The 13,741-nt window shown below is 30.4% G+C and carries 13 protein-coding genes; 8 read left to right on the top strand and 5 right to left on the bottom strand.

Annotation, left to right across the window (positions count from 1 at the left end; genetic code table 11):
* The first annotated feature begins 38 nt into the window (after window positions 1–38).
* Both rpsO and GFJ99_RS03480 read left to right on the top strand, forming a co-directional pair.
* Window positions 39–308 (top strand): 30S ribosomal protein S15, encoded by a 270-nt coding sequence (gene rpsO / locus GFJ99_RS03485; RefSeq protein WP_008256427.1) that lies wholly within the window; start codon window positions 39–41, stop codon window positions 306–308.
* Window positions 309–444: 136 nt separating this feature from the next.
* Window positions 445–2,604 (top strand): polyribonucleotide nucleotidyltransferase, encoded by a 2,160-nt coding sequence (locus tag GFJ99_RS03480; protein WP_008256423.1) that lies wholly within the window; start codon window positions 445–447, stop codon window positions 2,602–2,604.
* Between the two features lie 68 nt (window positions 2,605–2,672).
* Here the strand turns inward: GFJ99_RS03480 and GFJ99_RS03475 are convergent, their stop codons facing one another.
* From GFJ99_RS03475 to GFJ99_RS03465, 3 genes are read right to left on the bottom strand one after another with little or no spacing between them, the layout of a single operon-like run.
* Window positions 2,673–3,287 (bottom strand): hypothetical protein, encoded by a 615-nt coding sequence (locus tag GFJ99_RS03475; RefSeq protein WP_008256414.1) that lies wholly within the window; start codon window positions 3,285–3,287, stop codon window positions 2,673–2,675.
* A 12-nt stretch (window positions 3,288–3,299) separates the two neighbouring features.
* Window positions 3,300–3,791, bottom strand: coding sequence for a hypothetical protein (locus GFJ99_RS03470; RefSeq protein ID WP_153207540.1), 492 nt, complete (start codon window positions 3,789–3,791; stop codon window positions 3,300–3,302).
* A complete protein-coding gene (locus GFJ99_RS03465; protein ID WP_008256410.1) occupies window positions 3,784–4,389 on the bottom strand; it encodes a hypothetical protein in 606 nt (201 codons plus the stop codon). Before GFJ99_RS03465 ends, GFJ99_RS03470 begins: the two co-directional genes overlap by 8 nt.
* Window positions 4,390–4,485: 96 nt before the next feature.
* Between GFJ99_RS03465 and GFJ99_RS03460 the strand changes: the two genes are divergently transcribed.
* The 6 genes from GFJ99_RS03460 to rpe all read left to right on the top strand — a co-directional run bounded on the left by GFJ99_RS03460 (window position 4,486) and on the right by rpe (window position 12,326).
* Window positions 4,486–5,436 carry a helix-turn-helix domain-containing protein gene (locus tag GFJ99_RS03460; protein WP_040470631.1) on the top strand — a complete coding sequence of 317 codons (951 nt, stop codon included), beginning with the start codon at window positions 4,486–4,488 and terminating at the stop codon, window positions 5,434–5,436.
* A gap of 82 nt (window positions 5,437–5,518) precedes the next feature.
* Window positions 5,519–6,382: an RNA polymerase sigma factor RpoD/SigA gene (locus GFJ99_RS03455; RefSeq protein WP_008256407.1), complete on the top strand. Its 864-nt coding sequence runs from the start codon at window positions 5,519–5,521 to the stop codon at window positions 6,380–6,382.
* Between the two features lie 231 nt (window positions 6,383–6,613).
* Entirely contained in the window at window positions 6,614–9,445 is a 2,832-nt protein-coding gene (locus GFJ99_RS03450; protein ID WP_153207539.1) for a TonB-dependent receptor, read from the top strand.
* An 80-nt stretch (window positions 9,446–9,525) separates the two neighbouring features.
* Window positions 9,526–10,473: a tartrate-resistant acid phosphatase type 5 family protein gene (locus tag GFJ99_RS03445; RefSeq protein WP_153207538.1), complete on the top strand. Its 948-nt coding sequence runs from the start codon at window positions 9,526–9,528 to the stop codon at window positions 10,471–10,473.
* On the top strand, window positions 10,473–11,522 hold the full coding sequence (locus GFJ99_RS03440; protein ID WP_153207537.1) for a phytase: 1,050 nt from the start codon (window positions 10,473–10,475) through the stop codon (window positions 11,520–11,522). Before GFJ99_RS03445 ends, GFJ99_RS03440 begins: the two co-directional genes overlap by 1 nt.
* Window positions 11,523–11,666: 144 nt before the next feature.
* On the top strand, window positions 11,667–12,326 hold the full coding sequence (gene rpe, locus GFJ99_RS03435) for a ribulose-phosphate 3-epimerase (protein ID WP_153207536.1): 660 nt from the start codon (window positions 11,667–11,669) through the stop codon (window positions 12,324–12,326).
* A gap of 43 nt (window positions 12,327–12,369) precedes the next feature.
* Here the strand turns inward: rpe and GFJ99_RS03430 are convergent, their stop codons facing one another.
* A complete protein-coding gene (locus GFJ99_RS03430; RefSeq protein WP_153207535.1) occupies window positions 12,370–12,786 on the bottom strand; it encodes a CBS domain-containing protein in 417 nt (138 codons plus the stop codon).
* Window positions 12,787–12,855: 69 nt separating this feature from the next.
* The gene (locus GFJ99_RS03425) at window positions 12,856–13,716 is read right to left on the bottom strand and encodes a zinc-dependent peptidase (RefSeq protein ID WP_153207534.1); all 861 of its coding nucleotides are present in this window, start codon (window positions 13,714–13,716) and stop codon (window positions 12,856–12,858) included.
* Window positions 13,717–13,741 lie beyond the last annotated feature (25 nt).

Genomic DNA, 13,741 nt, shown 5'->3' with positions numbered 1-13,741 from the left:
ACAATTCATACATAATAATCATTTAAAATAATATTAGCATGTACTTGACTAAAGAAACAAAAGCTGAAATTTTCGCTAAACACGGAGGTAAAGCTGAAAACACTGGATCTGCTGAAGGGCAAATCGCATTATTTACATTTAGAATTTCTCACTTAACAGAGCACTTGAAAAAAAATCGTCATGATTTTAACACAGAGCGTTCATTAGTACTTTTAGTAGGAAAAAGAAGAAGTCTTCTTGACTATTTAAAGAAAAAAGATATCAACAGATATCGTGAGATTATTAAAGAATTAGGTATTAGAAAATAATCAACTAAAGGGGCTTTGTGCCCCTTTTTGTTTTTTTATATTGACAGAAAAAGTTTGGTTTTTCATTGGGTTATAAACAACTACACACACAACAACACAACTAAAACCCATTGTTTAATCAATTAGAGAATTAATTATGATTCCACAATTATTTGTAGAAAGCATCGATTTAGGTGATGGCAGAAGCATCACAATCGAGACAGGTCGTTTAGCCAAACAAGCAGACGGCTCTGTAGTAGTAAGAATTGGAAAGACTGTTATTTTAGGTACAGTTGTTTCCGCAAGAAAAGCAAGTCCAGGCATCGATTTTTTACCATTAACGGTAGATTATCGTGAAAAATTTGCTGCAGCAGGTCGTTTTCCAGGAGGTTTTTTCAAAAGAGAAGCACGTCCAAGCGACAGCGAAGTATTAACCATGAGATTAGTTGACCGTGTATTGCGTCCACTTTTCCCATCAGATTACCATGCAGAAGTTCAAGTTATGATTCAGTTAATGTCTCATGACGAGGATGTTATGCCAGATGCACTTGCAGGTTTAGCAGCTTCGGCAGCACTTGCATTGTCTGATATTCCTTTTGAAACTTTAATTTCTGAAGCTAGAGTTGGAAGAATTGATGGAAAATTCATCATCAACCCATCTCGTGCACAATTAGAATTGTCTGATATTGACATGATGATTGGAGCTTCAACTGATTCTATCGCAATGGTAGAAGGAGAAATGAAAGAAATCTCAGAAGCAGAAATGCTAGAAGCAATTAAATTTGCTCACGAACACATTAAAGTACAAATTGCAGCGCAAGAAAGATTAGCAACTGCTTTTGGAAAAAAAGAAGTTCGTACATACGAAACTGAAAAATCTGATGATGCTATTTACGCTAAAGTAAAAGCAGCAGCTTATGATAAAATTTACGCTATTGCAAGTAAAGGTTCAGCTAAACACGAACGCTCAGCTGCATTTGATGCTGTAAAAGAAGAAGTAAAAGCATTGTTTACTGAAGAAGAATTGGCAGAAAATGGAGATTTAGTTTCTAAATATTTCTATAAAACCAATAAAGAAGCAGTTCGTAATGTAACTTTAGATTTAGGAACTCGTTTAGACGGAAGAAAAACTACAGAAATCAGACCAATTTGGTGTGAAGTAGATTATTTACCATCTGTTCACGGTTCGGCATTATTTACACGTGGAGAAACGCAAGCTTTGGCAACTGCAACTTTAGGAACTTCTAGAGAAGCAAACCAAATCGACTCGCCTAGCGAGCAAGGTGAAGAAAAATTCTATTTACACTATAATTTTCCACCATTTTCTACAGGAGAAGCTCGTCCGTTAAGAGGAACTTCAAGAAGAGAAGTTGGTCATGGAAACTTAGCGCAAAGAGCGTTGAAAAATATGATTCCTGCTGAAAATCCTTATACAATCAGAATTGTTTCTGAAGTATTAGAATCTAACGGTTCATCTTCAATGGCAACTGTTTGCGCTGGAACATTAGCTTTGATGGATGCTGGAGTTCAAATGATTCGTCCGGTTTCTGGAATTGCAATGGGATTAATTACTGACGGAGAACGTTTTGCTGTTTTATCTGATATTTTAGGAGATGAAGATCACTTAGGAGATATGGACTTTAAAGTAACGGGTACTTCAGAAGGAATTACAGCATGTCAAATGGACATTAAAATTGACGGATTAAAATATGAAATCATGGAGCAAGCTTTAGCTCAAGCTCGTGATGGACGTTTACATATCTTAGGAAAATTAACTGAAACATTGGCGAAACCAAATACTGATGTTAAAGTTCATGCTCCAAAAATTATCATGAGAACCATTCCTGGAGCTTTCATTGGAGCGTTAATTGGTCCTGGTGGAAAAGTAATTCAAGAATTACAAAAAGCTACTGGAACTACTATCGTAATTAATGAGGTTGACGAACAAGGAGTTGTTGAAATTCTTGGAACTGATCCTGACGGAATTGCAGCAGTATTAGCTAAGATTGATTCTATCATTTTCAAACCAGCAATGGGAGAAGCTTATGAAGTAAAAGTAATTAAAATGTTAGATTTTGGAGCTGTTGTAGAATATACACAAGCACCAGGAAATGAAGTTTTATTACACGTTTCAGAATTGGCTTGGGAAAGAACAGAAAATGTTACTGATGTAGTGAACATGGGTGACGTTTTTATGGTGAAATACTTAGGTGTTGATCCTAAAACACGTAAAGAAAAAGTGTCAAGAAAAGCACTTTTACCAAGACCTCCAAGAGAAGAAAGACCTATTGAAAAAAAGGATACGCCACAAGGTTAATACTTAATTATTAGTTCATATAAAAACCCCAATTCAAAATTTTGAATTGGGGTTTTTGGTTTTTGAGGCTAAAAGTTCCAACTACCAGAAATACCAAAATTAATTGATGACGCTCCAAAATTTCTCTCAACTTTTGAATTAAATAGTGTATAGGGCGAATATTGATAATTGCAGTGCAATCCAAATCCGTAAAGAACAATTTTTATACCTTGCGACACGGCTATTGTATTTAACGTTGGCTTTATATCTAACTCATCATAAATTTCATCTTCTGGTTTTGAGTAATGCAGGTATTTCCAGCCAATTCCTGAATTAGATTCGATATGGAAATTTTCATTCTTAGATTGGAATAAAAACCGAGTATAACGAAACCCTAAGAAAAGTGCCGACTTACTTCCATCTAACCGAATATTTTCAGTTTCTGCATTATAATCGATGCTATTTCCTTTCACAATTCCACTTAATTCTACACCAAAATCAACAAACTGTCGCTTTGCAATTTTAGTACGCATATAAAAAGCAGTTGTAATTGAACTTTCATACTTATTCGCCAAATTCCCGAGTGGTTTCCCATAACTAACTTCTAAAATATTTCTTTTAAAAGCGTCAATTTTAGGAAAAACAATGGTGTCTTGCGCCCAAACAGAACAGCAAATAAAAAATAAAATTATTGACTTTTTCATTTTTATATTTTTTTAGTTTAATATATTAATTTGCAATGAAACATTATGTTCTTGCGGTTGCAATTCACTTTGTTTAATTAGATTTAAATTCCATCCATAGTACAATGTTATATATCCGAAAACGGACAAACCAATTTTAGGCATTATTCTTACTTGAGTTGAATCATTAGTAAAAAGAAAATCAGATGCTATTTGTCCTGAAAAAAATGCAAAACTATTTTCGTATGACAATTTTGTTCCAAATACATTCATATTACCAATTCTTAAGTATTCCAATCCAGCTCCAATATACTGAACTCGCATAATCATACCACCAAAACCAGGATCATTCTGCGGGTATGATGTTATTAAATATGATGCTTCTAATTCTAAACTCTCTTTAAAACCAGCTCCAAATCTATACCCATTCACATTTTCCCAAGGATTTAAAGAAAACCTATTTGCTTTTTGAGAATAACTATTGAAACTGCATAATATTCCAATAATCAAAAGCAGCTTATTCATCTTTTATAATTTTAAAAATATATTCTTTTTCTGAAGAGTTTTCTGCTCCAAATAACAAAAGCATTCCTTCACTGGTATAACTTCTTTTAAATAAAACAGTTTCATTATTCGGGATTTCAACTGTATATTTTGTCATTTGTTTTGAAATAAAAAGTATTGGAAAAGAAATCGTTTCATAATTGGTATAAAAAACAAAACGCTTTTTATGGTGTTTTCCGCTAACTTTAATTACAAACTGTTTCTTTAAAACATCTTGAAATGTTATGTACAACTCGTTTTTTTCTATTTTTAGCTCTAAAGGTTCAGCATAATCAATATTTTTTTTATCTGAAAATTCATTTATTAAGCTCCTAGAAAAATATTGATTGCCATAATGATGCTGAATCGTATCTAATTTATCATAAAACCGAATTGACATCGTTTTTGGCATTCTTTTAAAATCATCTTTATTAATTTGATTTTGAACACTACAAGAAGCTAAAAAAAACAGAAAAACAAATCGCCATTTTCTTTTAAAATATCGGTTTACAACCTTTGAATACTTTTTTAGATCTTGCTCCCGAAAAGATTCTAAATGTTCTCTGATTATTTTTCTCATAATTATTTAATTAGAAAACAAAAATATTTCGATAATCACAAATATAAATGTGAATATTAATTAATTCATTTCTTATATTTGTGAAAATCACAAAATATGAAATCGCAAGAAATTCTATTATCCACTATTCGGAATCTAATATCAAAAAACATTTCATTGAATGAGGAAATTGCTAGAATTCTAGACATTAGCTATGATGCAGCGCATAGACGAATTTCAATGAAGAGTAAATTTTCAATAGAAGAAACCGTAACAATTTGTGATTATTTCTCATTATCAATGGATTCTTTATTCAGAAATAAAGGCCAATTAATAATAGAAAAAACTAAAGAAATAACAACATTAACTGATTTTAAGGACTATTTTAAAAAAACAAATCAAATACTAACTACATTAAATCCAAAAGAAACAACAGTATATTATGCTGCAAAAGATATTCCTATGAATTATGCAGTTTCGGGAACATTATTTTCAAAATTTAAGTTTTTTATCTGGTTCAATCTTCTAAACAAAGAACAAAAATCTAGTTTTGAAGAATTTGCATTTGACGAATCTGTATTAGGTGGAAATAATAATTTAAAAACATTTTTTGAAAACTCTAAAAGAGTTGAAATTTGGAATGACACCACAATAAATAGTTCACTACAGCAAATAAGTTATTTTTTTGAAGCTGGTTTACTAACGTACAATAATGCTATATATATTTTAGAAGACTTAACTGAAATTATTAAAACAATAGAAAAAAAATGCGAGTTAGATACTGATGACTTTCAACTCTATTATAATGAGTTATTAATCCTTAATAATTCTGCGTTATTTAATTCAAAAGAAAAATCTGCATTTTTCCTTCCCTACAATGCACTTGGATATTATGTTACGTCTGACAAAAACACTTGCGAAGAACAAAAACAATATATTATAAATCAACTTTATAACTCCAAATCTTTAAATCAATCTGGCAAAAAAGATAGAAAAATTTTCTTCTTTAAAATGCATCAAAAAATACAATTTTATAAAGCAAAAATTGAAAATTATATAATTGAATAAGTTTTTTATAAAGTTGTGTAACTTTTTTATATGTTGACACGTATAATTACCAGAACTTTTAAAAAGTAAGGAGAAAATATAAATGAGACAGCTTAAAATTACCAAGCAGGTAACTAATCGTGAAACTGCTTCCCTGGACAAATATTTACAAGAAATTGGAAAAGTTGACCTTATAACCGCTGACGAAGAAGTAGAATTAGCACAAAGAATTAAAGCTGGAGACCAAAGAGCTTTAGAAAAATTAACAAAAGCTAATTTACGTTTCGTAGTCTCTGTAGCAAAACAATATCAAAATCAAGGACTTACACTTCCTGATTTAATTAACGAAGGAAATTTAGGATTAATTAAAGCAGCTCAACGTTTTGATGAAACGCGTGGATTTAAATTCATTTCATACGCAGTATGGTGGATTCGTCAATCCATTCTTCAAGCTCTAGCAGAACAATCTCGTATCGTTCGTTTACCATTAAACAAAATTGGTTCTATCAATAAAATCAACAAAATGTATGCGTTGTTAGAGCAATCTAATGAGCGTCCGCCTTCTGCTGAAGAAATTGCAAAAGAATTAGACATGACAGTTAATGATGTAAAAGAGTCAATGAAAAACTCTGGTCGTCATTTATCTATGGATGCACCTCTTGTTGAAGGAGAAGATTCAAACTTATACGACGTTTTACGTTCAGGCGAATCTCCAAATCCAGATAGAGAATTAATTCATGAATCATTACAAACTGAAATCGAAAGAGCATTAGAAACATTAACTCCAAGAGAGGCAGATGTAGTTCGTTTGTATTTTGGTTTAGGTGACCAACATCCTATGACTCTTGAAGAAATTGGAGAAACTTTTGACTTAACTCGTGAGCGTGTACGTCAAATTAAAGAAAAAGCGATTAGAAGATTAAAACATACTTCTAGAAGTAAAATTTTAAAAACGTATTTAGGATAACACTTCGACTGCGCTCAGTGTGACACTATAAAGATAACAACAGTCTAAGACTGTTCGTTTTTTGATTGATGATTGAAACTCCGGCTGATTACCGGAGTTTTTTTTATTAACACATTATTAACACATACCAATATTCAATAACAAAAAAGTAAATCTATAGTAAATAAACGATAACAAGTAAGCAGAATTAATCATCTAATATTGCGGTTTAAATACTAAACCAAAAAAAAAATGAAAAAAATTGTATTATTTATAATACTTGCATTTGCATCTAACCAGATTGTCAATGCACAAAAAAACGGAATCATATCCGGTAAAATTACTGAGGCTGAAACTAACTTTTCACTACCTGGAGCAACAATAAAATTAGAAGGTATTAATAAATATACGTACTCTAATCAAAATGGTGAATTTGAATTTTTAAATATTCCTGAGGGGAATTACCAAGTTGAGATTACTTATATTGGTTATGAAAAACAAACCCAAGAAGTAAAAGTGGAAGCAGGCAAAAACACAAACATAAAATTTGTGTTAATTACGGCTTCAAATGAACTTGAAAATGTAGTTGTTATTGGAGACCGTCTAAGAGGGCAAGCAAAAGCTTTAAATAAACAAAAAAGCAATCAAAATATTACAAATGTTATTTCATCTGACCAAACTGGTCGTTTCCCAGACGCAAATATTGGAGATGCACTAAAAAGAGTTCAAGGTATCACCATGCAGAATGATCAAGGTGAAGCTAGAAATATAATCATAAGAGGTCTAGCACCTAACTTAAACTCTGTTACCTTGAATGGAGATAGAATTCCATCTGCTGAAGGAGACAATAGAAATGTTCAAATGGATTTAATTCCAGCAGATATGATTTCAACAATTGAAGTAAATAAAACTTTAACTTCAGATATGGATGCAGATGCAATTGGAGGATCTGTAAATTTAATAACAAGAGCAACTCCAAATGGCGAAAGAATTTCTGCTACACTTGCGGGTGGTTATGGACCAATTCGTGAAAAAGGAAATTATACTGCAGGTTTTGTATATGGAAATAGATATTTGGAAAACAAATTAGGAGTTGTATTTAGTGCTTCATACTTTAATAATATTTTTGGATCTGACAATGTAGAAGCTGTATGGGTTAAAGATGATTTTGATAACGTGTATATCGAAGAATATGATGTTAGAAAATATGATGTACAAAGAGTTAGAAATTCATTTGCATTTGCAACAGATTACAAGTTTAACAATAACAATAGCATTTATTTTAATGCAATGTACAACATAAGAGATGACAGAGAAAATCGTTATCGTGCAAGATACAGAGGCATAGATCCAATTTATGATGTAAATGATAACATTATTGGGTTTGAGGGAGACGTAAGAAGACAAACAAAAGGAGGTATAGATAACAAAAAAAATAAAAACGCGCGTTTAGAAAGACAAAAAGTTCAAAACTATTCTATTGGAGGTGAACATTTATTAAGTCCTAAATTAGATATGGATTGGTCTGTAAACTATGCAGAAGCTAGTGAAGATAGACCAAATGAACGTTATATCGAGTTTCAAAATAAGGGTCTAGATTTTGATATGAATTTAAACAATACAAGATTCCCATTAATAACTGGAATTGGAGATAATTTAGCCGAAGATTTTGAATTTAGAACATTATCTGAAAACAAAAACTATACTGAAGAAAGTGAATTAGGTGCTAAAATTAATTTTAGAGTTCCTTTTTCAATTATTGAAAATCAAAAAGGTAGAATTCGCTTTGGAGCAAGATTAAGAATAAAAGATAAATTTAGAAACAATAATTTTTTCGAATATGAACCAATTGTAGATTTTGGAAATCTTAACACGCTTCAAACCACCTCATATGGTGGAGAAAATTGGCAAGCTGGTTCACAATATATCCCTGGAACTTTTGTAAGCAATTCATTTTTAGGAAATTTAGACCTTAATAACTCAGCAATATTCAACAAACAAGATATTCCTTCTGAATATTTAGGATTAAATTACAAAGCAAAAGAAAATATTTATGCAGGATATATAAGATATGATCAGGATTTCAATGATAAACTTTCTATGATTGCCGGTTTGAGATTAGAAAACACTTTCATTGATTATACAGCAAATTATATTGAAAACGAAGAAGATTTGGTAGGAGAAATTAACAATACTAACTCTTATACAAATGTTTTACCTAGTTTAGCTTTTAAATATAATAATGAAAAAGATTGGGTATATAGAGCTGCATTTACAACATCTATTGCAAGACCAAATTACTATGCCTTATCTCCATTTTTAAGTGTTATACCTGATGATGATTCTGCAATTGACGCAGGTAATCCAAACTTAAAAGCTACTTACGCATACAATTTTGATTTAATGTTAGAAAAATATTACAAATCTGTTGGTTTATTATCAGGAGGTGTATTTTATAAAAAAATGAATGATTTTATTTATACTTATCGCGATAATCAATATACAAATGCAAAATTTACACAAGACTTCCCTAACTTAGTGAATCCAATACCTACAATCAATCCAGGAAATTGGTCTTTAACACAACAAAGAAATGGAGAAAAAGTTAGTGTATATGGATTTGAAGTTGCAGTACAAAGACAATTAGATTTTATTCCTGGAAAATTCTTTAAAGGATTAGGAATCTACTTAAACTATACTTACACAGATTCTAAAGCAGAAGGTATTACAAATGCAGATGGAGATGAAAGAAAAGATGTAACTTTACCAGGAACAGCGCCTCACATGTTTAATAGTTCTCTTTCGTGGGAAAACAAAAAATTCTCTGCTCGTATCTCATTAAATTATACTGCAGACTATTTAGATGAACTTGGTGGCGATTCTTTCGATGATAGATTTTATGACAAACAAACCTTTGTTGATGCTAATGCTTCCTATAAATTTACAAAACAATTAAGAATTTTTGCTGAAGCTAATAATCTTACAAATCAGCCTTTACGCTACTATCAAGGGGTTTCTGCTAGAACAATGCAAATGGAATATTATCAAGCAAGATTTAATCTAGGATTAAAATTTGACTTTTAATTTAACGTTAATTTTTAATAAATTCGGCAAACTTTTAAGCTTGCCGAATTTATATTTATATAGAAAAATAATTTACGATTATGAAACATTATATATACCTTTTTGTACTATTACTTAGTATTCAAATTACAAATGCACAAAAAGAAGGACAGAAAACATTAAAGAATAGTGAAAACTTTATTGTAATAGGAGATTTTGGAAGATTTGGAGAATACAATCAAAAAGAAGTTGCAAATCAAATGGCTAAAACAGCTATTGAAATAGATTTAGACTTTGTAGTTTCAGTTGGAGATAATTTCTATCCATATGGTGTTCAGAGCACTCAAGATCCTCATTTTGAAAAATCATTTGAGAATGTATATCATCATTTTGATTTGCAATGTGATTGGTATTTAGGATTAGGAAATCATGATTATTCAGGAAATATACAAGCACAAATAGACTATTCTAATATTAGTAGAAGATGGCATATGCCAAGTCAATATTTTGAACAAATAATTGAATTAAAAGGAGGAAAAAAACTTCAGTTAATTTTTATTGATACAAATCCTTTTATAAAAAGTTACTATGAAAATAATGATGAAAAAGGACGTAACGTAAAAAAACAAGACACTATTGCTCAAAAAAAGTGGCTGATCGAAACTTTAAACAAAAAAGACGCTTCTATTAATTGGAAAATAGTTGTAGGACATCATCCGATGTATTCTGGAGGAAAAAGACTAAAAAGCCAAGATACTAAAGATATAGAAAACTTATTGACACCTATATTTAACGAATATAAAGTAGATGCCTATTTGTGTGGTCACGAACATGATTTACAAATTATTAAATCAAAAAATTGCTATACCACTCAATTTCTATCTGGAGCAGGAAGCGAAGTAAGACCAACAGGAAATAGAGAAGGTACAATCTATGCTATTTCACTTCCAGGATTTATGACTTTTTCTGTAAATACAGAAAAAATGTTAGTTCATCTAATTAATGAATCAGGAACTGTATTATATACACATGAAATTAATAAAAAATAATGAATAAATTAAAATTAGCACTGTTTTCATTTGTCATTCTAATTGGATGCAAAGACCAATTAGCTCCCATAGCTAAAAACGCCCTACAACCTAAAATTATTACTGAGAACACACCTCATGATACTGATGATCCAGCCATTTGGATTCACCCAACTAATCCTTCAAGCAGCTTAATAATTGGAACTGATAAAGACTCTGATGGTGGTCTTTATTTATATGATTTAAATGGTAAAATTATAAAGAAATCAATTCCATTAAAAAGACCAAATAATGTAGATGTTGCTTATAAATTAAAAGTAGATAAAACAACTTTAGATATAGCAGTAACTACTGAAAGAGAAACAAATAAAATCAGAGTGTTTTCTTTACCAAATTTAGAACCAATTGATAATGGAGGGATTGAAGTATTTGAAGGAGAAACCGAAAGAGATCCAATGGGAATTGCACTTTACACAAGACCTTCAGACGGTGAAATTTTTGTAATAGTAGGAAGAAAAAATGGCCCATCTGGAAGTTATTTGTGGCAATACCAATTAGAATCTAAAAATGGAGTGGTACAAGCAAAAATCATAAGAAAATTTGGAAATTATAGTGGTAAAAAAGAAATAGAAGCAATAGCCGTTGATAATGAATTAGGCTATGTTTATTATTCAGACGAGCAAACAGGAATTCGAAAGTATTTAGCAGATCCTACAAAAAATGACAATAATGAAATAACAATTTTTGGACAAAATGATTTCAAATCCGACAATGAAGGAATAGCTATTTATAAAAAGACTGAAACTACTGGATATATTTTAGTTTCCAACCAACAAGCTAATACTTTTATAGTATATACTAGAGAAGAAAATTCTAACAAAAAAAACAAGCATACTAAAATTGCAGAAATACCAACATCAACAATTGAATGCGATGGAGCCGATGCAACATCCATAAATCTTAATAAAGATTTTTCAAAGGGAATGTTAGTTGCTATGAGCAATGGAATGACCTTTCATTATTACGATTGGAACTTAATCCAAAAAGAAATAGATAAACAAATAGAATAATTTAGATAAATATTTAGAATTTAACCTCGGCTAATTAGCCGAGGTTTTGTTTTTTAGCTTTAGCCAAAACTTTTAAACTCATAATCTTTTAAACTAAAAACTAAAAACTATCTTTGCACACAACAACACACACTTAAAGATTTTATGAAAAATACATTTATCGCTCCTTCAGTTTTGGCAGCTGATTTTGCTAATTTACAACGCGACATCGAAATGATTAATGCTAGTGAAGCGGATTGGTTTCACATTGATGTAATGGACGGTCATTTTGTTCCTAATATATCATATGGAATGCCTGTAATTCAGGCTATAAAAAAGCATGCCACTAAACCATTAGATGTTCATTTAATGATAGAAAAACCAGAGAGATACATTGAAGAATTTGCGAAAATTGGCGCTGATATTATAACTGTACATTATGAATCTACAGTTCATCTTCATAGAACATTAAGACAAATAAAGGCTGCTGGATGTAAAGCTGGCGTTGTTTTAAACTTAACCACACCCGTTTCTGTTTTGGAAGATATTCTACCAGAATGCTACATGGTGCTTATTATGTCTATAAATCCTGGTTTTGGAGGTCAAAAATTTGAAGAAATTACTTATCAAAAAGTAAAAAAACTTAAAAAAATGATTACAGAGCAAGGTTTAGAAACTCTAATTGAAATTGACGGTGGTGTAACTAATAAAAACGCAAAACAATTAGTTGAAGCTGGTGCAGATGTTTTAGTAGCAGGAAGTTATGTTTTTGGAGCAGAAAATCCGATAGCAACTATTGCTGATTTAAAAGAAATCACCAAATAAAATAAAATAAAACCTGACAGGTTTTTGAAACCTGTCAGGTTTATTAATACTGGTCAATCAAATACTTTATTAAATCGGTTGTGGTTATAATTCCAACCAGCAAATCTCCTTCACAAACCGGCAGCGCATGAAACTCTCTTGAAGCTAATATTTGTGCTGCTTCTTTTATTGTGGTTTCAGGAGAAATAGAAACTAATTTTTTAGCCATTACTTGCTCTACAGTAAACATATTATAAACTGTAGTATCAACATCATCTTCATCTTCCATTGCATCAGCAAAAGAAATTCTAAGCAAATCGGTATAACTCAACATACCAATAATAACATTACCATTAACTACTGGAATGTGTCTAATTTGATGTTTTTTAAATAATATTTCAGCTTTAGTTAAATCATCAGAAAGGTTTAATTTAACTACATTTTTTGTCATAATTGATGACACAGGAACTGACTTTTTCATAACCTTTATATTTATTGATATAAATTTACTCAATAAATAAAAGTAAAAACATGATAGATATCAGTGTTTTTAAAATTCAGATGTTATAAAATATTTTTCGTTAAAATTAATCATATGCTTAACTCTTAAGAAAATAGAAGGAAATTTTGATTTAAATTCTTGCGGCGACTCAAAAAAATATTCCAACAAAACTGCTACAAATTCAAATTGATTTTCATAAGCATAATCACGTAAAAATCCAGATTCGATAAGTTTTTGTTTCATTTGCGGATTAGATACGACTTTAAACAAACTCTGTAAAGACTCATTAAATAAAACAAATGTTGCCTTTTCGCTTTTTAAAGATTGAATATGAAATGCATGAGTAAATTCATGTAATCCAAGATTTAAATTATCGTTTGTTATATCAATTCCTTCTTTAAAATGCTTCCAAGAAAAAACAATATTTTTTAATCTTGGATTAAATTCTCCTTTATGATAATTATCTGTTTGGGAAGAATAATAAATATCTGGAAATATTAAAATAGTTTTAAATAGCGGATTTAAGTAATCTCGCATTCCGAATGTTAGCATGACATAAGTTGCAGAAATTGTTATTTTCATTTCTTCAGTAACAGAAATATCTCTACCTAAAAACTCATAATTAGAAATAAACATAGAAACGCGGTGTTCAAAATAACGCTTATATTTGGGTTTTAAATTGTTATAGAAATTAAAATTTGCAGCCAAAATATGCTTTTGACTTTCAGTTAAATTTTTAAATTGGATGTTAGCAAAAACTAATAAGGGTTTTTTATAATTTCTCAGATAAATAATCTCAATAACATAAAAAGCAAATACAAAGAATATTGCTGCAAATGGAGCCACCACAACAAACATTGCAATATAATCGGCTAAAAATAACTCATGTTCAACAGGTGGCGGATTCATTGTAGGTTGGGTTGTTTTACACTTT

Origin of the sequence: Flavobacterium sp. LMO6 (genome assembly GCF_009495795.1) — a bacterium.
Taxonomy (GTDB): Bacteria; Bacteroidota; Bacteroidia; order Flavobacteriales; family Flavobacteriaceae; genus Flavobacterium.
This window is presented reverse-complemented; position numbering and strand designations above follow the sequence as displayed.

Bases quoted from the DNA above. Each gene is read 5' to 3' on its own strand.
- GFJ99_RS03465 (WP_008256410.1), bottom strand. From the start codon at position 4,389: ATGAGAAAAATAATCAGAGAACATTTAGAATCTTTTCGGGAGCAAGAT.
- GFJ99_RS03425 (WP_153207534.1), bottom strand. From the start codon at position 13,716: ATGAATCCGCCACCTGTTGAACATGAGTTATTTTTAGCCGATTATATT.
- GFJ99_RS03445 (WP_153207538.1), top strand. From the start codon at position 9,526: ATGAAACATTATATATACCTTTTTGTACTATTACTTAGTATTCAAATT.
- GFJ99_RS03475 (WP_008256414.1), bottom strand. From the start codon at position 3,287: ATGAAAAAGTCAATAATTTTATTTTTTATTTGCTGTTCTGTTTGGGCG.
- GFJ99_RS03460 (WP_040470631.1), top strand. From the start codon at position 4,486: ATGAAATCGCAAGAAATTCTATTATCCACTATTCGGAATCTAATATCA.
- GFJ99_RS03470 (WP_153207540.1), bottom strand. From the start codon at position 3,791: ATGAATAAGCTGCTTTTGATTATTGGAATATTATGCAGTTTCAATAGT.
- rpsO (WP_008256427.1), top strand. From the start codon at position 39: ATGTACTTGACTAAAGAAACAAAAGCTGAAATTTTCGCTAAACACGGA.
- GFJ99_RS03440 (WP_153207537.1), top strand. From the start codon at position 10,473: ATGAATAAATTAAAATTAGCACTGTTTTCATTTGTCATTCTAATTGGA.
- GFJ99_RS03480 (WP_008256423.1), top strand. From the start codon at position 445: ATGATTCCACAATTATTTGTAGAAAGCATCGATTTAGGTGATGGCAGA.
- GFJ99_RS03455 (WP_008256407.1), top strand. From the start codon at position 5,519: ATGAGACAGCTTAAAATTACCAAGCAGGTAACTAATCGTGAAACTGCT.
- GFJ99_RS03450 (WP_153207539.1), top strand. From the start codon at position 6,614: ATGAAAAAAATTGTATTATTTATAATACTTGCATTTGCATCTAACCAG.
- GFJ99_RS03430 (WP_153207535.1), bottom strand. From the start codon at position 12,786: ATGAAAAAGTCAGTTCCTGTGTCATCAATTATGACAAAAAATGTAGTT.
- rpe (WP_153207536.1), top strand. From the start codon at position 11,667: ATGAAAAATACATTTATCGCTCCTTCAGTTTTGGCAGCTGATTTTGCT.